This is a genomic window from Kitasatospora sp. NBC_00240 (genome assembly GCF_026342405.1).
Classification (GTDB): Bacteria; Actinomycetota; Actinomycetes; order Streptomycetales; family Streptomycetaceae; genus Kitasatospora.
Genome location: NZ_JAPEMU010000001.1, coordinates 365,388 through 383,264 on the forward strand (window position 1 = coordinate 365,388; position 17,877 = coordinate 383,264).

General features: G+C 75.3%; 12 protein-coding genes. 5 read left to right on the plus strand and 7 right to left on the minus strand.

Going from position 1 to position 17,877, the window contains the following annotated elements; all coding sequences use genetic code 11:
• Positions 1-96 precede the first annotated feature (96 nt).
• Both OG689_RS01545 and OG689_RS01550 read right to left on the minus strand, forming a co-directional pair.
• Entirely contained in the window at positions 97-1,659 is a 1,563-nt protein-coding gene (locus tag OG689_RS01545; RefSeq protein WP_266316850.1) for an MDR family MFS transporter, read from the minus strand.
• Entirely contained in the window at positions 1,652-1,861 is a 210-nt protein-coding gene (locus OG689_RS01550; RefSeq protein ID WP_266316852.1) for a hypothetical protein, read from the minus strand. The genes OG689_RS01545 and OG689_RS01550 overlap by 8 nt, the downstream gene beginning before the upstream one ends.
• A 221-nt stretch (positions 1,862-2,082) precedes the next feature.
• Between OG689_RS01550 and OG689_RS01555 the strand changes: the two genes are divergently transcribed.
• The 4 genes from OG689_RS01555 (at position 2,083) to OG689_RS01570 (ending at position 6,708) form a co-directional block, all read left to right on the plus strand.
• Positions 2,083-3,363 carry a DUF5685 family protein gene (locus OG689_RS01555; protein WP_266316854.1) on the plus strand — a complete coding sequence of 427 codons (1,281 nt, stop codon included), beginning with the start codon at positions 2,083-2,085 and terminating at the stop codon, positions 3,361-3,363.
• Positions 3,364-3,488: 125 nt separating this feature from the next.
• Entirely contained in the window at positions 3,489-4,310 is an 822-nt protein-coding gene (locus tag OG689_RS01560) for a DUF4184 family protein (RefSeq protein WP_266316856.1), read from the plus strand.
• A 297-nt stretch (positions 4,311-4,607) separates the two neighbouring features.
• The gene (locus tag OG689_RS01565; RefSeq protein WP_266316858.1) at positions 4,608-6,302 is read left to right on the plus strand and encodes a SpoIIE family protein phosphatase; all 1,695 of its coding nucleotides are present in this window, start codon (positions 4,608-4,610) and stop codon (positions 6,300-6,302) included.
• Between the two features lie 73 nt (positions 6,303-6,375).
• The gene (locus OG689_RS01570; protein WP_266316859.1) at positions 6,376-6,708 is read left to right on the plus strand and encodes a hypothetical protein; all 333 of its coding nucleotides are present in this window, start codon (positions 6,376-6,378) and stop codon (positions 6,706-6,708) included.
• Between the two features lie 82 nt (positions 6,709-6,790).
• On the opposite strand, the gene OG689_RS01575 is transcribed toward OG689_RS01570, so the two are convergent.
• The 3 genes from OG689_RS01575 to OG689_RS01585 all read right to left on the minus strand — a co-directional run bounded on the left by OG689_RS01575 (position 6,791) and on the right by OG689_RS01585 (position 11,757).
• Positions 6,791-9,913, minus strand: coding sequence for a phosphocholine-specific phospholipase C (locus tag OG689_RS01575; protein WP_266316860.1), 3,123 nt, complete (start codon positions 9,911-9,913; stop codon positions 6,791-6,793).
• A gap of 405 nt (positions 9,914-10,318) precedes the next feature.
• Entirely contained in the window at positions 10,319-10,858 is a 540-nt protein-coding gene (yidD, locus tag OG689_RS01580) for a membrane protein insertion efficiency factor YidD (RefSeq protein WP_266316862.1), read from the minus strand.
• A 212-nt stretch (positions 10,859-11,070) separates the two neighbouring features.
• The gene (locus OG689_RS01585; RefSeq protein WP_266316864.1) at positions 11,071-11,757 is read right to left on the minus strand and encodes a maleylpyruvate isomerase N-terminal domain-containing protein; all 687 of its coding nucleotides are present in this window, start codon (positions 11,755-11,757) and stop codon (positions 11,071-11,073) included.
• A gap of 295 nt (positions 11,758-12,052) precedes the next feature.
• Here OG689_RS01585 and OG689_RS01590 point away from each other — a divergent pair, with 295 nt between their 5' ends.
• Positions 12,053-15,595: a LodA/GoxA family CTQ-dependent oxidase gene (locus tag OG689_RS01590; protein ID WP_266316866.1), complete on the plus strand. Its 3,543-nt coding sequence runs from the start codon at positions 12,053-12,055 to the stop codon at positions 15,593-15,595.
• A 147-nt stretch (positions 15,596-15,742) separates the two neighbouring features.
• On the opposite strand, the gene OG689_RS01595 is transcribed toward OG689_RS01590, so the two are convergent.
• Positions 15,743-16,849: a DUF5954 family protein gene (locus OG689_RS01595; RefSeq protein WP_266316867.1), complete on the minus strand. Its 1,107-nt coding sequence runs from the start codon at positions 16,847-16,849 to the stop codon at positions 15,743-15,745.
• Positions 16,850-17,012: 163 nt separating this feature from the next.
• Positions 17,013-17,744: a TetR family transcriptional regulator gene (locus OG689_RS01600; protein ID WP_266316869.1), complete on the minus strand. Its 732-nt coding sequence runs from the start codon at positions 17,742-17,744 to the stop codon at positions 17,013-17,015.
• Positions 17,745-17,877: the final 133 nt, after the last annotated feature.

Sequence of the window (17,877 nt, forward strand, 5' to 3'; positions counted from 1 at the left end):
GTCCGGGCGCCTTGTCCCGGACGCGGGCGTGGACGTGACGGCTCCGCAGGAACCGCGCCCGGCAGGGGCGACGGCCTCACGGGGGCCGGCGGCGGCTCAGCCCGGCGCGGGCCCGTCCGGCCGCCCCGGTCCGGCGGCGGGCACCCGGGCGGCCGGGTCGCGCGGCCCTCGGCCGTCGGACTGCGACGGTACGAGCGGCACCGAAGGTAGGGACGGCAGGGGTACGGCCGGCAAGGGCTGTTCCCCGGCAGCGAGCGGGGACGCCTCGGCCGCCCGCGCGGCGAACACCGACACCACCACGGCCGCCGCCGCGATCGCCGCGCAGGTGGCACTCGCGTAGAAGTACGCGGTGCGGTGCCCGGAGCCGCCGCCGGCGGTGGTACCGCGCAGGTAGACCCCGGACAGCGCCGAGACCCCGACCGCCGCCGCGATCCGCTGGGACATCTGCAGGATCGCGCCGCCGACCCCGGCCGCCTCGGCCGGCGCGTGCCGCAGCACCGCGGCCTGGTTGGGCGCGTTGACCAGCCCCACGGCGATCCCGGCGAAGAACTGGACCAGTGCGAGGGCCACCGGCAGCACGGCGACCGGCGCCCGCAGCACGATCAGGCCGCCGGCCAGCAGCGCGAAGGCGGACAGCGCCATCCCGACGGTGACGGTGTGCCGGCCGAACCGCCGGACCACCCGCCAGGCCAGCGCGGAGGACAGGCCCATCGCCAACGCGGCCGGCAGGCTGACCAGGGCCGCGCCCATCGGCGACATCCCGAGGCCGTCCTGCAAAAACATGATCAGCACCAGACCGGCCGCGATCGAGGACCCGAACTGCGCCATCGCGACCACCGTGCCGAGCGCGAACGGGCGGGAACGGGCCAGCGCCGGATGGACCAGGGGGTGCCGGCCCGCCCGGGCGTACCGGCGCTGCCAATGGACGAACAGGAGGGCCAGCGCGCCCGCCGCGAGCAGGTAGGCGCCCGCGCCCGCCACGCCCGGTGGTTGGACGAAGGGCACCATCACGACCAGGGTCAGCGCCGCGACCAGCAGCAGCCCGACCGGGTCGAGGTCGGGGTGCCCGGTGCTGGAGCGCGGCGGCGGCAGGAAGCGGGCGGCGAGGAAGAGCGTGAGCAGTCCGAACGGGACGTTCAGCAGGAAGGTCAGCCGCCAGCCGTCCTGCGCGCCGGCCACGGCGAGCACGAGCCCGCCCACCGGCGGCCCGAGCGCGGTGGCCAGCCCGCCGGTCACCGCGTAGAGGCCCAGGGCGCGGGCCCGCTGCTGACCGGTGAACACGTCCTGGATGGTGCCGATCATCTGGGAGTTGACCAGGCCGGCGCCGGCGCCCTGGAGCAGCCGGGCGGCGACCAGCGTCCACGGGTGGGTGGCCGTGGCGGAGAGCAGGCTGAAGCCGGTGAAGACGGCGAGACCGGTGATGAACAGCGTCCGGCGCCCCCGGACGTCGCCGAGCCGCCCGCCGGGCACCAGGGCGAGGCCGAAGGCCAGCGAGAACCCGGCGACCACCCATTGGATCTGGTCGGACCGGGCGTGCAGGGCGTCCCGTAGGGCCGGCACGGAGGTGTTGAGGACGGACTGGTCGAGCAGAGTGGTGAACCCCGCCGCGATGCAGACGGCGAGCACCCGCCGCCCGGCCGGGGCGAAGCGCTCAGCCACGGCGCACCCCGGCGGTTGCGGCGCTCCCGGGGGTGACGGCGTACCCGGCGGTGACGGCGTACCCGGCGGTTGCGGCGGTGACGGCGGTGGTCGCGGTCCCGGTCCCGGTCGTACCGGCGCTGGTGGAGCCGGTCCCGGTCGCGGTGGCGACGGCATACCCGGCCTGTGGGCCGGGACTTGGCGTGCTGTCGAACATTCCCATTTCTGTGATGGTATCCCGCCCCCGGGAGGTCGCCAGAGGGCCTTCGGGCCGGCCCGCGCCGGCCGCCCGGCGGGCACCGCCGCCGGCCCGGTCGGCCGCCCGGGGGCCCCGAACACCCGGGCGGGGATCCGCTGTCGACGGCGGCACGACGGGGCGGGCGGTGATCGTACAATTGGCCCTCGATCAGCCGGGCCGGGTGGCCCGTGGGTACGAGGGGGATCATGTTCGGCATCATCAGACCCTGTCGGCACGGGCTGTCCGAGCGGCTCCGGAGCTCCTGGACGGCGCACCTGTGCGGGCTCTGCCTGGCCCTGCGGGACAACCACGGACAGCTGGCGCGGACGGCCACCAACTACGACGGCCTGATCATCTCCGTCCTGGTGGAGGCCCAGGCCGCCAAGGCGGACGGCTCCTGGCGGCGCACCGCCGGGCCCTGCCCGCTGCGCGGGATGCGGACCGCCGAGGTCGCCAGGGGCGAGGGCGCCAAGCTGGCCGCCGCGGTCTCGCTCGCGCTCGCCGCCGTGAAGATGCGCGACCACGTCGAGGACCGGGACGGCCTGTTCGCCCGCCGTCCGATAGCCGTCGGCGCCCGCGCGGTGACCCGGCGGTGGGACCGCCAGAGCGCCGGCAGCGGCTCGGCCGTCGGCTTCGACACCGGCGTGCTGCTCACCGCCGGTGCGCGCCAGGGCGAGCTGGAACGGGCGGCCCGGCCCGGCAGTTCGGTGCTGCTGGTCACCGAGCCGACCGAGAGCGCGACGGCGGCCGCCTTCGCCCACACCGCCGTCCTCGCCGGGCGTACCGGCAACGCGGCCCCGCTCGCCGAGGCCGGGCGGCTGTTCGGACGGCTGGCCCACCTGCTGGACGCCGCCGAGGACCAGGCCCAGGACGCCGCCACCGGCGCCTGGAACCCGCTGACCGCGACCGGCACCGACCGGGCGGAGGCCGAACGGCTCTGCCGCGACGCCGTCCACGGGATCCGGCTGGCGCTGCGTGAGGTGGAGCTGACCGATCGTTCGCTGACGCACGCCCTGCTCGGGCGCGAGACCGAGCGCGCGGTCGAGCGGGTCTTCGGCCGCCGGCACGCCCACACCGAGGCCTGCACCGCCGCACCCACCGCCGCACCCACCGCCGGGCACGCTCCCGGACACCCCGCCGGACACCCCGCCGAGGCCTCCCAGCAGCAGGCCCCGCCCGGCCGCAACCCCTACCAGCAGCCGCCGGACCACGACTTCGGCCCGCCCCCGGGCGGCAACGGCCGCCCGCCGCGCAACCTGCTGGCCGGCTGCGCGCTGTGGACGCTGATGGCCTGCAGCTGCCAGTTGATGTGCTGCGAGCACAACGACCCGTTCGACGGGCAGCGCCAGCAGGGCTGGTGCGCGCGGCAGGACTGCTGCGAGAAGGCCGAGTGCTGCGGGGACGGCTGCAGTTGCTGCGGCGACGGCTGCCAGTGCTGCGGGGACGGATGCGACTGCTGCGGATGCGACTGCGGGTGCGACTGCTGACCCCCGGCATCGGGCGTGACCGCTGACCCCCGGCAGCCTGGCCGGTCGGGCCGCCCCGGCAGCGGGCCCCGTCGGCGGCCGGGCGGGGGCTCGGCCTCCCCCGCCGCCGTGCTTGGGTGGACCTCATGCCCTTCACCCTGAGCCACCCCGCCGCCGTCCTGCCGCTGCTCGGTCGCACCGGCGCCCGCGGCGGCCCGCTGGTCGCCTCCGCCCTGGTGGCCGGCTCCACCGCGCCCGACCTGCCGTACTTCGCGGACTCGGTGCTGCACGGCGTGTTCGGGTTCGGTTCGGTCACCCATGCCTGGTGGGGCGTGCCCACCGTGGACGTCGTCCTGACCGCCCTGGTCGTCCTGGTGTGGCACGCGCTGCTGCGGGCCCCGCTGGTGGCCCTGCTGCCGGCCCGGGCGGCGGCCGCCGCCGAGGCCCTCACGGCGCCCGTCCGGCCCCGCCGGGCCTGGGCCGGACCGGCCGCCGTCGCCTGGTTCACCGTCTCGGCCGCGATCGGCGCGGGCACCCATGTCGGCTGGGACGCCTTCACCCACCACGACCGGGCCGGCGTCCGGCTGCTGCCGGTACTGGCCCGGTCGGTGGCCGGTGTTCCGCTGTACCAGGTTCTGCAGTACGGCAGTTCGGCGCTGGCGCTGGGCGTCCTCGGCTACAGCCTGGGCCGGCTGCTGCGGACCGCCGGGGACCTCGCCGTCCCCGGTGGCGTCCGGCCGGCGCCCTGGCCGCGGTCGCTGGTGCTCGGCGTCACCGCCGGCGCGGCGCTGCTCGGTGCCGCACACCGGGTGGTCCGGCGCTGGAGCCTGCTGCCGGACAGCCCCCTCGTCCAGCTGGTGCCGACCACGGCCTTCGGCGCGGCGGCGGGCGCGGCCCTCGCCCTCACCGGCTACGCGGTCCTGGCGCACGCCGTACGGCTCCGTCCCCGACCCGCGTCCCGGAGCTGAGCGACCGGCCGCGGGGCGGCCCCGGCGGACAGGCCGGCGCCTCGCCCGTCCCCGAACGCCACTCCCGTCGCCGCCGGGCTCGTCGATGTCCTGGCCCACGGTGCTGCGCGGGTCACCTGGTGTGAGCGACGGCCGCCGGCCGGCCCGCGGCGCGGGCGATCGGGGCGGGCGGCGCTTGGCCCGGTGCGGGACCGGCCAGCCCGCTGCGGCAGACTGGGCCGGCGTGGATGCGGCTCGGGCGGAGTCGCCTGATCATGGACAGTGTCCCGTAGCAGCACGGCGAGCGAGGAGGGCCCGGTGCACCCGCAGGCTTCGGGCCGGGAGGCCGCCGACGCCTCGGTCGACGCTGCGGCCGCCGCCCTGGCCACCGGCAGCACCGAACTGCTCGGCCAGGTGCTCGGCCAGCTCCCGGTCGGCGTCGGACTGCTCGACCCGGACCTCCGCTGGCAGTACGTCAACGCCGCGTTCGTCCTGGCCACCGGCCTGGCACCGGCGGAACTCGTGGGCCGGCCGCTCGCGGACACACCGCAGGCCACCGCCGCGCACACCCTGCGCCTGGTGCTGGCCGACGGGCGCCCCCGCGAGGCGGCGGCCGGCGGGCCACGGGCCCGCTACCAGCGTCTGGAGCTGGACGGCCGACCGGCCGGGCTGATCGCCGTCCTGCTGGAGGACGCCCGGCCCGAGGACCGCAGCCGGCACGACCTGGAGCATGCCCGCGCCCGACTGGCGATGCTGCACGCGGCCGCCGGCCGGATCGGCACCACCCTGGACATCGACACCACCTGCGTGGAGCTCGCCGACTTCACCGTGCCCGGGCTGGCCGACCTGACCACCGTCGAGGTGCTGCCGCCCGGGAGCGCGGAGCGCGACGGCGGCACCGCCCTCGGCGTGCCACGGCTGCCGCGCACCGCGGTCGCGTGCGCGCCCGAGCTCCGCCGGCACCTCGACGCACTCGCCCGGCCCGGCGAGAGCGTGCGCCACCGGGACGGCTCCGCCGCCGCCCGGAGCCTGGCCACCGGCCGGCCGGTGGCCGCGAACCTGCTCACCGACGCCGGGCTGGCGGCCGCGGCCGCCGACGCCGGCGACCTCGCGGCGTACCGGGCCGCCGGGATCGACTCCCTCCTGGTGGTCCCGCTCACCGCCCGCGGCCGGCTGAACGGCGTGCTGTCGCTGGCCCGGCTGCGCGGCTCGTCCCTGGGCTTCACCGAGGACGACATCGCGCTGGTCGAGGACCTGGCCGGCCGGGCGGCCGTCAGCATCGACAACGCCCGCCGCTACGCCCACTCGCAGGACATCGCGCTGGAGCTCCAGCGGGCGCTGCTCGCCGAGCCCGGCAACCCGCACCCCAACCTGGAGCTCGCCTCCCGCTACCTGGCCTCCGGCACCACCTCGGTGGTCGGCGGCGACTGGTACGAGACCGTCCGGCTGCCGTTCGGTCGGACCCTGCTGGTCATCGGCGACGTGATGGGTCACGGGGTCGAGGCCGCCGTCGACATGAGCAACTACCGCTCGATGCTCCGCTACGTGGCCGCGATGGACCTGCCGCCGCACCGGATCCTGCGCCAGCTGGACACCCTCATCTCCGAGGACGAGGCGGCCCGGCCCGCGACCTGCCTGCTGGCGCTCGCCGACCCGGGGCGCGGGCGCTGGACCTTCTCCAGCGCCGGCCACCTGCCGCCCGCGCTGATCGTCGCCGGGCAGCCGACCGAGCTGGTGACGGTGCCGACCGGCCCCCCGCTCGGCACCGGATTCGGCGGCTACGAGCAGGCCACCCGCGACCTGCTGCCGGAGCAGGTCCTGCTGCTCTACACGGACGGCCTGGTGGAGCGGCGCGGCGAGGACATCGACATTTCGCTGGCCAGGCTGGCCGGCCTGCGGCTGCCGGCGACGGGCGCCCTGCCGGCGCTGCTCGACGCCGTCCTGGGCGAACTGGCCCCGCGGGCCGCCGAGGACGACATCGCCCTGCTGGCCGCGCGGGTCCGGCGGCGCTGACCGGCCGCGGCCGGGTCGACCGGGCGCGGCGGCCGGCCGGCCGAAGGAGGGGCTGGCCGCCGTCGAGGAGGCGGTGGCCCTGCTGCGCCGCCTGGCAGCGGCGAACCCCGCCGCCCATGAACCCGGCCTCGCCCGCGCCCTCCGGGTGGCGGCCGAGGTCCATGCCGACGCGGGGTACGACCTGCCGTGGGCGTTGCGGATGACGGCGGAGGCCGCGGAGATCTACACCCGGCTGGCGTCCGAGGCTCCCACCGCCCATGGCGGTCAGGCGCGTGCCGTGGCGGAACTGCTGGCGGACCTGCTCGACCGGGCCGGTCTGACGGACCAGGCGGACGGACTGCGCGACGTGCTCTCCGGGCTGCCGCCGGCCGACTGGTCGCCGCACACCGGTACGGCAAGGGCCTGAACCGCGCCGGCACGGTCCCGCGCGGCCGGAGCCGGTCCCGCACCCGAACGGTGCGAGGCCGGCCCCGGTCCGTCCGGACGGGTCAGCCGGTGACCGGCTTGCTGTCCAGACGGACGTGGTCCACCGCCCAGAACCAGTTGTTGCCCGCGTCGTACATCCGGAACTTCAGGGTCACCGAGCCGGCGCCCGCCGGGACGGCGATCTGCCGGGAGACGAACGCGTTCTGCACGTCCTGGCCCGCGTTGTCGTTGCCGGTGGCGTCACTGCTGTAGGAGAGCAGCCGGACCTCGGTGCCGTTGTCGAACACCGCGGTGACGGAGGCCTTCTGCGGCGCCTCCTGGCGGTAGTGCGAGTCGAAACCGAGGTACAGCGTGCCGACGCCGGCCGGGATCGGCACGGCGGGCGACACCAGGGTCGAGTCGAACCGGCCCTTGCCGGACGGCGCGCCGGTGTCGTCCCAGTCGTCCGGGTCGGCGACCGCGAGGACGCCCAGGCCGCGGCTGAAGTTGCCCCGGTCCTGGCCCGCCGGGGTGGACCAGGCGCGCTTGGTGTGGAAGGTCCAGCCCTGCAGGCGTGCGGTGCCCTGCGGCATGCCGGGCGCGTTGACGACCGACCAGCCCTGTGGGGCCTGCGCCGTCCAGCCCAGTACGGATCCGAGCGGCTGCAGCACGCCCGCCAGCGACTCGAAGTCCTCGTCGAGCAGATGGCCCGTCATGGCGGGGGCGGTGCGGGCGCCCACCTCGCCGTCCGCGATCGCGAACCGGTCGCCGGCCAGGGCTCGCGCGGTGACCAGGATCCGGTGCGTGGCGCCGACCGGCAGCACGGCCGGCGGCGTCACGTCCCACTCGCCGGTGGCGACGGCGCCGGCGGCCAGGGCGGCCGGCGGCGGGGTGAGCGCCTTGAACGTCCAGCCGGCCGGTACCACCAGCTGCGCCTCGACGGCGGTGAGGGCCGTCGCGGGGGCGGCGAAGCGGGCGGTGATCCGGGCCGGGCGGCCGGGCAGCAGGATCGCCTCGTCGATGGTGGTGGACGCGGCCTGCAGCGAGACGTCCACGGTCAGCGGCTCGGCCAGGCCCATCGCCGGGTCGGTGACGCCCTGCTCGTCGCCGGGGAACCGGCCGGCCAGCCGGCGGCGGAAGGTGAGGTCACCGCGCAGCGCCACGGTGACGTCGTACCAGCCCTCGCGGCCCACCGCGACGTTGACGGTCCTGTCGTCGCCGGCCGCGACCCGGACCTCGCGCAGACCGTCGCCGTAGCCGAGGTCGCCGACCAGGAAGGTCTGGGCGGTGCGGGTCCGGTTGATGACGTCGACCTCCAGCACCCGCCCGTTCTGCTCCTCCGAGATCGAGGCCTCGTACAGGGCGGCGGCGTCGCCGCGCAGGTGCCAGAGGGCGCCGTTGGGGCCGTGCACCCGCAGGTCGTAGCCCTCGGGGCCGACCGTCCAGGTGTCGGAGAGCCGGTCCTTGGCGCCGACCGTGTAGTGCCGGGGCGCGCCGCCGGGGGCGGGGTAGACCGCGAAGACGGCGCCCTGGCGGCCCTGGTTGACGAAGTCGACGGTCAGCACGCCGTCCTTCAGCCGCGACTTGACGGTGAGGTTGTACGGGGTGGGGCGGGCGGTGCGGGTGCCGCGCTGCTGCTGCGGGAGGGCCTGCGGGCTGGGCACCGTCGGCGCGGGAAGCTTGCCCGTGTCGGTGACCTTCTGCCGGTTGCCGCTGGTGTCGGGCAGCTGCGGCCACTGCGGGTCACGGCCGGAGAAGTCGAAGACGGCGGTGAGGTCGCCGGTGACGGCGCGGCGCCAGGGGCTGATGTTGGGCTCCTGGACGCCGAAGCGCTTCTCCAGCAGCCGGATCACCGAGGTGTGGTCGTAGACCGTGGAGTCCACCACGCCGCCTCTGGTCCACGGCGAGACGACGATCATCGGCACCCGGACGCCCAGACCCATCGGGTACGGGCCGGAGACCAGGCTCTCGCCGGCCGGCAGGGTGTCGGACCAGGTGAGCGAGCCGTCGGCGGCCTTCACCCGGTATCTGCCGTCCTGGCCGACCACTCGGTGGTAGGTGCTGCCGCCCTTGCCGACCCGGACCACCACCTCGCCGTCGACCGGCACGGTGGACTTGCCCCGGCCGGCCGCGAGCGGCGGCACGGGCGGCAGCAGGTGGTCGAAGAACCCGCCGTGCTCGTCGTAGTTGAGGATGAAGACGGTCTTCGCCCACACCTCGGGCTTGGCGGCGAGCGCGGACAGCAGCCGGGCGGTCAGGTGCTCGCCGTTCGGCGGCGCGTAGTTGGCGTGCTCGGACAGGGCCGCGGGCGCGATCAGCCAGGAGACCTGCGGCAGGGTGTCGGCCTGGATGTCGGCGGTGAACGCCTCCACCAGGGCGTCGCCCATCGCGAACGGGTCATTGCTCTTCGCCGGGTCTCCGACCGCCCGCATGCCGCGCTCGTACAGCGGCTCGCCGGGCTTGGCCTTGACGAAGGGGGCGAACCAGGCGAGCGCGTTGTCGTCGAAGTTGTCCAGCGCCTGGTAGGTCTTCCAGCTGACGCCGGCCTGCTCCAGCCGCTCGGCGTAGGTGGTCCACTCGTAGCCGCCGGGGATCTCGGTGTTGTCGGTCACCGGCGTGTCGCGGACGGTGCCGCCGCTGGTGCCGGTCATCAGGTGCTCGCGGTTGGTGTTGGTGTTGCACTGCACCGACGCGTGGTAGGCGTCGCAGGTGGTGAAGACCGAGGCCAGCGCGTTGTAGAAGGGCATGTCGGCGGGCTCGTAGTAGCCCTGGCCGAGCCAGCCGCCCGAGCGGCGGGTCACCGATCCGTCGGCCAGGCCGTTGTTCCAGGCGTTCATCGAGTCGACGAACCCGAAGGCGGGGGCGCCCTGCTGGTACGCGTTGGTGTGCGCGGCGTTCATCGGGAACGGCAGCAGGTGGCCCTCCTTGCGGGACGGGTCCGGCTGGTGGAAGAGCGAGCGCCCGTTGACCCCGCGCACGGCGGCCCGGTCACCGAAGCCGCGGACGCCCGGCAGCGAGCCGAAGTAGTGGTCGAACGACCGGTTCTCCTGCATGAAGACCACGACGTGCTCGATGTCCGCGAGCCGGCCGGGCCTGGCCGGCGCGGCGAGTGCCTCGCGCACGCTGAGCGGGAGGGCCGACAGCACGGCGGCCGCCGCCGCGCCGCCGAGCAGGGTGCGGCGCGAGACTTCGGGGATCGGACTCATGGGATGGCTCCTCGATCACGGTGCTGGCCGTCTGCTTGGTCCAGACCCGTTATGTCTATGGCCCCAAGGTGACCATGGACGAGGTGTTGGGTAACGGCTCGATGACCGATGGCGGTCCCCAACCTGTATAGACATCTGAACGGGGTCCGGCGGGCCAGGGCAGCCCACGGGCCCGCCGGACCTGCGGCGCCCGCCGCCGGGTCGACCACGGGGCGGCCACGAACGGCCGGGTGTCAGGCCGTCGAACGCGCGGGCCGACGGACCGTCCACCCCGTTCTCCGCGGTGCCGTTCGGCTCGAAGGGCAGCACCGGCGCCGCCCCGTCGAGCCGGTCCACCGCCGCGGACATCCCGCCCCCGGTCCATCAGCGGCGGCACACCGGCAGACCCGTCGACACCCCGGGCCGTCAGCGACCCGGCACCGGGTCCGACCCGCCCTTCGTACCGGGGCGGCAGCGCACCAGCCGGCCGACCGTCAGCCGGGCACCTCGGACCGCCCCGTGCCGGTGCAGCGCCTGCACGGCGTACGTGGAGCAGGACGGCGTGTACGGGCAGCGCGGGGCGCGGCCCGGGCTGATCCGGGTGCGGTAATAGTGCACCGCGCCGTACATCCCGGCCGCCAGCACCCCGTCCGGGGCGGGCGCCGCCGGGTCCGCCGCCCGGGTGCCGCGCCGGCCGGTGGCCGCACCCGTGGCGGCCTTCAGCGCGGACAGCAGCATCACCGGGATCAGCGCGATCATGCACGGATCGGCCAGTTCGCCGAGGCAGTCGCAGCCGTCGCAGCAGTCCCGGTCGCTCTTCCTGTTCCGCCTCCGGTGCTCCTGCCGAAGGCGGCGCTGCTCCTTCCGCCGCCGGCGCTCCTGCTCGGGCAGCCACCACCAGGCCGGGGCGGGCCGGCGCGGCGGGCCCGACTGCTGCTGCGCACCGTACGAGTCGTAAGGGGACACGGCTGACGGCCTTTCGGTTCGGTTCACTGCGGCAGCCGCCCAAGGTACGGCATACCGGTGCTGCCCTCGGCACTGTGACGACCGGAGCGGTGCCGGTGGTTCCCGCGCGGGCCCGGCCCGGGGCCGGTCGAGGCCGTCCCGGACGGCCGGCTCCGTCGAGGCGGCCGGCAGCGGGCCGGCCTCGGTCCGACCGTCCGGCAGGCGGCCGGAGGTCAGAACGCCGCCACCGTGGCCGGGGCCCGCTCGGCCCGGGCGAGGGTGCGGAGCAGGGCGGTCGGGCCGTGGCGGCGGACGGAGAGCCGGGTCAGGAGGCGGATCACGGTGTCGAGGCCGGCGGCGGGGATCGGCGGGGTGGGCAGGCCGACACTGAAGGCGAGGTCGTCGGTGTGGACGGCGAGTTCCATCATGCGGCTGACCAGGAAGTCGTCGAGCCGAAGGGTCCACGGGCCCCGGGGCAGGTGGACCAGGCGGTCGGGCGGTTCGGCGGGCAGGGTGCGGCGCAGCGCGTCCACCGTGGCGGTGGTCCGGGCGGCCAGGGCCTGCGGGCCCTCGGCACCGGCCTCGGCACCGGCGCGGCGGATCCGGAGGTTGACGGGGTGGTCGGGTGCGGAGCCGATCCAGCGGACGGCGGCGTAGTAGTCGAGCAGCGGCAGCGGGGCCCGGTGGGCGGCGGGGACGGGTTCGGCGAGGACCTGGGGGACGAGGAAGGTCTGTCCGGCGAGGTGGCCGGCCAGGTCCCCGACGGTCATCAGGTCCAGCGCGCCGGGTGCGTGCCAGGCGGCGGCGACGGCGGGTTCGGCGAGCAGGTCCCGGGCGGTCCGCGCCGTCTCCAGGTAGGCCCGCCGCACCGCCGACATGCCGTCCGTCGCGTCCATCCCGTACTCCTTGCTCCGTGCCATGATCACTGCCGATTCTGGCCGCGTGGCAGCTCCGCCGGACAGGGCCAATCCGGTATGAGTGGACTGAATCACTCCGGTTCGCTCGCCTCGAAGGCCGCCCCACTCCTCAGGGCCGTCGCCCCGGCCCGGGAGGCCGCCGGGTGGAGCTCGGGCGTGGCGACGCCCGACCAGTTCGTACGTATGCGATCCTTATGACGCATCGTCAGAGCCCGGTGCGGTCCCCCACAGATCCGCGGACCCCGGACGGACGCCGTGCTCTGGGTCGTGACCGCCGTGTCCCCGCCTGGAGGCCGCTGTGAACCTGGAAGACATCGCCTACTGCGAGATCCACCCCACCATCGGCGTCGCCCGCGTCGGCAACAGTCCGGGCGGCTACTTCGTCGGCCCGGAAACACCCGGCGGCGGGGCGCACCCCGAGGGCGGCTTCAAGGACGCCGAGGGGCGGGTCAAACGCCAGGCCGCGCGCTTCCGGCTCTACGGCTACGACAAGGACGGCACCGTCCTGGGCGAGGTGACCGCCGACGACGCCGAGATCACCTGGACCGCCGAGCTCACCAACGCGAAGGCCGCCTGGTACCGGTTCCACGGCCGCTTCAACCGCTCCGAGTCGCCCGACAACCTGCGCAACCGGTCCGTCGACCCCGCCGACCCGGCGGCCCGCGCCACCCTGGTGATCGCCCCGGGGCCGCGCAGCGTGCGCGGAGCGGACGCGGACGGCAGCGAGGCCCGTTTCGACACCGGCACCTTCCTCGGCATCCCCGTGCCGCTCGGGGAACTGCGCACCGACGAGGACGGCCGGCTGCTGGTGCTCGGCGGCCACGGGCACTCGGCCAGCGCGAAACCCGACAATCCGCTCACCACCTACGCCAACAACGACTTCTGGCACGACGACACCTCCGACGGCCCGGTGACCGCCACCGTGACCGTGCCCGGCGGGCGGAGCATCCCCGTGACCCCCGCCTGGGTGCTCGTCGCGCCGCCCGACTTCGCCCCCGACACCACGAACCTGGTCACCCTCTACGACGTGGCCCGCGAGGTCGCCGAGGGCGAGGGCTGGCTGACGGCGCCGCCGGAGGTGTCGTTCACCCGCGACGTCCTGCCGCTGCTGACCCGGATCAGCGGCTACCAGTGGGTCAACCTCAACGCCCTGCGCGGCCACGGCCCGGGCGAGCAGGGCGACTTCCTCGATCCCGGACTGCTGGCCCGGCTGGCCTCCGACGCCTCCGACGACGCGGTGGTACGAGGCACCGTCTTCCACCGGCTGCGCACCCCCGCCGTGGAGGACGTCACCCAGGCGAACTTCGCGTTCATGCCGCAGCTCGCCGGCGACGACGGCAGCCCGACCGAGGGCAAGCCCCGCACCTGGTTCACCCTGCTGCCCGGCCAGTACGAACGGCTGCGCCGCTGGGCCGCCGGCGACTTCGTCGCGGACTTCGACCCCACCGCCGCGACCACCGCCGGGCCCGCCCCCCTGCCCGACCTGCCGCTCGCCGAACAGCCGCACGCGCTGGTCCGGGCAGCCCTCGAGCCGTGCGTCGGAGGGCCGTTCTTCCCCGGTATCGAGATGACGTACATCGCCGACGACCCGGCGACCTGGGCCGGGGCGTTCCGGCTCCGCGAGGGCCTCGCCGCCGGGGACGTGACCAAGCACATGGCCGTGCCCTGGCAGGCCGACTTCTACGAGTGCAACACCTACTGGTGGCCCGCCCAGCGCCCGGACGACGTACTGCCGGAGGAGCAGTACCGCAACCTGGTCCGGGCCGCCGGCTCCTCCGGGCAGCCCGGCGAGCCGGACGCCTACCGCAGGCCCTGGGCCCGCGGCGTCGGGACCCAGGCGGTCTACCGCCCAGAACTCGAGCGGCGCCCGAGCGAGACCACCCGCGCCTACCTGGAGCGGATGAACCGGCGCTGGCGCGTCCTGCGGGAGCACGCGGGCGACAACGAGATGGTCGAGAAGTGGAGCAGCCTCGGCTTCGTGGTCGCCCGCACCGGCACCGCCGGCGAGACCGTGCTGGTGGAGACCGAGCGCGCCGAGCGGGTCGGGCTCACCGACCGCGAGTGGTTCTACATGCTCCAGCACCCCGACCGGTTCCCGAAGCAGGTCGAGGCCGCCGCCCAGTACGTGGAGGGCGTGCTCGCGGGCGCGGTCGCCAAGCAGGCCGATCCGCTGCTGCCGCTGACCCTGCGCCCGTTCCGGTACACCCAGGAGGCGTTCGAGGCCCGCCTGCAGCTGATCTACACCAGGCTGGTCCAGCAGGCCGAGAACTCCGCACCGGCGCAGGACCCGACCTTCCGCAACCGGCCCGCGCTGATCGAGCGGATCCGGCAGTTCGCGCCCTTCAACCTGCTCGACGGCGCCTGGCTGCGCAACGCCACCCCGGTCGGCCCGATCAGCGACATCCACGCCCTGCTGTTCTCGATCTGGGTGGACGAGGTCGGCGGCGGCGACCCGGCCCTCAACCACTCGAACCTCTACAACGACCTGCTGCGCAGCGTGGGCCTGTACCTGCCGCCGGTCGACTCCTACGACTTCGCGATGCTGCCCGACATGCTCGACTCGGCCTACACCGTCAGCGCCTTCCAGCTGGCGATCTCGCTCTACTCCGAGCGGTTCTTCCCGGAGATCCTGGGCATGACGCTGCAGCTGGAGTGGGAGGTGGTCGGGATCAAGCCCACGGTGGAGCTGTTCGACTACTACGGGATCAACTCGCAGTTCTACAAGATGCACGTCGGCATCGACAACGCGGCCTCCGGGCACGGTGCCAAGGCCCGCGACGCGGTCGCGCGCTACCTGGAGGCGATCTACGACGCCGGCGGCGACGAGGCCGTGCAGCAGCAGTGGCAGCGGATCTGGAACGGCTACGTGGCGTTCCAGATCACCGGCACCCTCGGCGAGGACCTGACCGGGCTGGCGCTCAACCCGCCCACCCCGCAGGACCGGCTGGTCGAGCTGATCCTCCGCAAGGCTCCGTACGCCTCGGTCAACCACGACGGGAAGCAGCTGGGTGACAACCGGCTCAACGACTGGTTCCTGGACCCCTACGGGCTGCTGGGACAGTTGCAGGAGTCGGGGCTGATCCTTCCCGGCGACCCGGAGGGCAGCCCGTTCTTCGAACTGACCGCCTTCACCGGGCCCATGTACAAGGTCTTCACCGAGGGCGAGCTGGAGCTGTGGCGGGAGTGGACCCGCTCCCTCACCGCCGGGCCGCCGGTCGCTCCCCCGGTGCTCTCGCCGCTGGAGGCGATGATCCGCCTCGTCGACACCCTGCGGCCCCGGCAGACCGGCACCGCCGGGCACATCGGCTCCGTCCTCACCGGGCCGGACCCGATGGACCCGTCGGCGACCCGGAAGGACACCGTCGCCTGGTGGTTCACCCAGCCGACCGGCTCACTGCTGGCGGCGATCGCGCACCCGGACAACCGGCTGGTCACGCCCGGGCGCCCGGAGCAGAGCAGCTTCGTCACCGACCTGCTCGCGCCGAGCGGTTCGATGGGGCGGGCGTTCCGCGCCGTGGTGCCAAGTACCGGCAAGGACGGGCGCGAGATCGCCATGGAGTGGATCACCGCGGGCTGCCCGCTCCCGACCCTGCAGGCGCCGGAGTCCCGGGTACTCCTCTCCACTCCGCTGCCGGTCCCGGCGGCGGAGGCGGGCCCGGTCGCGGCCGGGGCGGGGGCGGTGGCCGCGGTGAACGGGGCGGTCGGGGTGGGAGCAGCCGTCGGCGTGGGCGCAGCGGCCACCGGGGCGCCGGCCGGGAGCGGGCCGGAGGCAGTGGCTCTCGACGAGGCCGCGGCGGAGGGCGTCCGGCCGCGGATCACCGGCATGGGGGCGGTGCACTGACGGCGGGCAGCGACGCCTCCGCCGGTGCGGGTGCCCGTGCTGCTGCCCGTGCGCGTACCGGGCCGGGCCGGGCCGGGCGGACGGTGGCGGACCCCGACGGGTGTCCGGGCCCGCCGCCACCCGGCCCGTCTTCTCAGCGGGTTCCGGTCAGGAGCGGCCCGGGCGCTCCCGCCGGCGCCGTTCCTCGGCGTCGAAGAGACGGGCCAACTCCTGGTTCGCCTCGTCGAGTTCGATCGGAGTGTCCTCGTCCGGACCGTCGCCCTGCTCGCGGAGCTGACGGTCCTGCTCCAGGACGGGCAGTTCCGGGTCGAAGTCGCTGGGGCGGGGGCCCTCGGGACCGTCCGGGCCGATCCGCATCAGCCGTTCGGTCCGGACCACCCGGAGCAGGCGGCCGACGACCCGCAGGTCGGAGCCGCGCTCCTGGTCGAGCCGGTCGGCGGCGCGGGCGTACTCGACCCGCTCGGCCGCGGAGAGCCCGCGACGGACCGGGTCCATCACCCGCAGGCCCAGGGCGAGGGAGTCCCGGGCGCCCTGCGGGGTGCTGGAGTCCGTGTGCGACTCCGGTGCCCACTGCCCGCCGATCCGCTCCGCGACCATGAACGCGGCCGGCAGCAGGACCCCGCCGGGGTGCGAGCGGGCGGCCGATCGCGAGTCCCTGCGGACCGGGGCCGGCACCGTACCCGCCGCCCGGACCAGCGCCAGCAGTTCGGCCTTCAGGATCGCCTCGGACATGCCGGTCGGCACGGTCGGGTCGATGACGAACCCGGCGGCCGGGTCGTGCGCCCGGACCGATCGGGCGGGCAGGACCGGGTCCGGATCGGTGGAGCGGGGCGGCTCGGGGCCGTCCGGCCCGGTCCGGACGAACCGCTCGGCCCGCACCACCCGGTAGCGGGTGCCGAGGACGGTCATCTCGTCGGTCTTCTCCCGGTCCAGGTGCTCCGCCGCGCGCAGGCACTCCCGCTGCGCCGCCCGGTCGCCGTCCTGCTCGGCCCGGGCGGCCAGCCGCCGGAAGGCCATCGACATGTTCTCGCGGGAGCCCTGCGGCGTCATGCAGCCGAAACCGGCGTGCAGCTCCCATCCGCCCTGCTCGCGCTCGTGGGCCACGCCGAAGACCGGGTGTCCGGCCGACAGGACCTCGGGGTAGGGCTCCCTCGCCTGCCAGGCCGCCAGGTCCGCCAGGTCCGCGACCGGGGCCTGCGAGGCTCCCACCCTGATCGTCCGGTAGCCGGGAACGTCCTCGCCGTACTCAGTCATGCATGCACAATGCTCCCGAGCGGTCACCCTCCGCAGCCGAATGGGCGAATTCAGGGCGCGCGCCGGCCGGCCCGCGCCGACCGGGGGCGGACCTGCGCGGGCCCGGCCCGCCCGGCGGGGGAGCTCGCCCCGTCGGCGGACGCCCCCAGCCCCCTCCGCCGCGCTACCGCTGCGCCGCCGTGGGCCCCGTACCGGTGGGCGCCCAGCCGTCGAGCCCGGCCGCGAGGAGGTTCGCCGCGCGGAGCACGTCGGCGGTGACCGCCGCGCGGACCTGCGCGGGCGTCCGGGTGCCGTCCAGGTGCGTGCGCAGCGCCCTGAACTGGATCGGCCAGAGGCCGAGCAGGGCGGTGGCCGCGATCTGCGGCTCCGGATCCTCCGGGCCGGCCCCGGCCCGTTCGGCGAGGGTTTCGGCCGCCGCGGCGACCAGCTGGTCCGTCATGTCGCGCTGATGGGCCCGCAGGGACGGCGTGGCCAGGATCATCGCGCCGAACTGCCGCAGCCGGGCGGCGGCCCGGGCCGGGTCCTCGTGCTGCTCCAGCCAGGAGGTCAGTGCGCCGAGTTCGTCCTCGAGGACCGCCAGAGCCGCGTCGACGGGAGTGCGGTCCGGCCGCGCCAGCTCCGTACGCAGGGCGGCCATGGTCACCTCCGGCAGGTCGAGGACCAGCGATTCCTTGGTCGGGAAGTAGTTGAAGACGGTCTTCTCGGACACTCCGCAGGCGGCGGCGACCTCGGCGACGCGGACGGCTTCGAAACCCCGTTCCACGAACATCTCGGTGGCCGTGTCGGACAGTTGCTGGCGCATCAGGCGCTTCTTGCGTTCGCGCAGGCCCTCGGCCCGGCCGGCCGCGTCGTGGGCGGGGCGCCCGGCGGACCAGTCGACTGTGCGTGGGTTCATGCCGCAAGGATAATCCAGCCCCTAGAACCTTTCTGCTACAGTACTTTTTTAGTGACAGTAACTATTGGGGGCGTACGGCCCGCCCGTCACACCCGCCTGCCACGCCTGCCACGCCTGCCACCGGCGGTCCCCG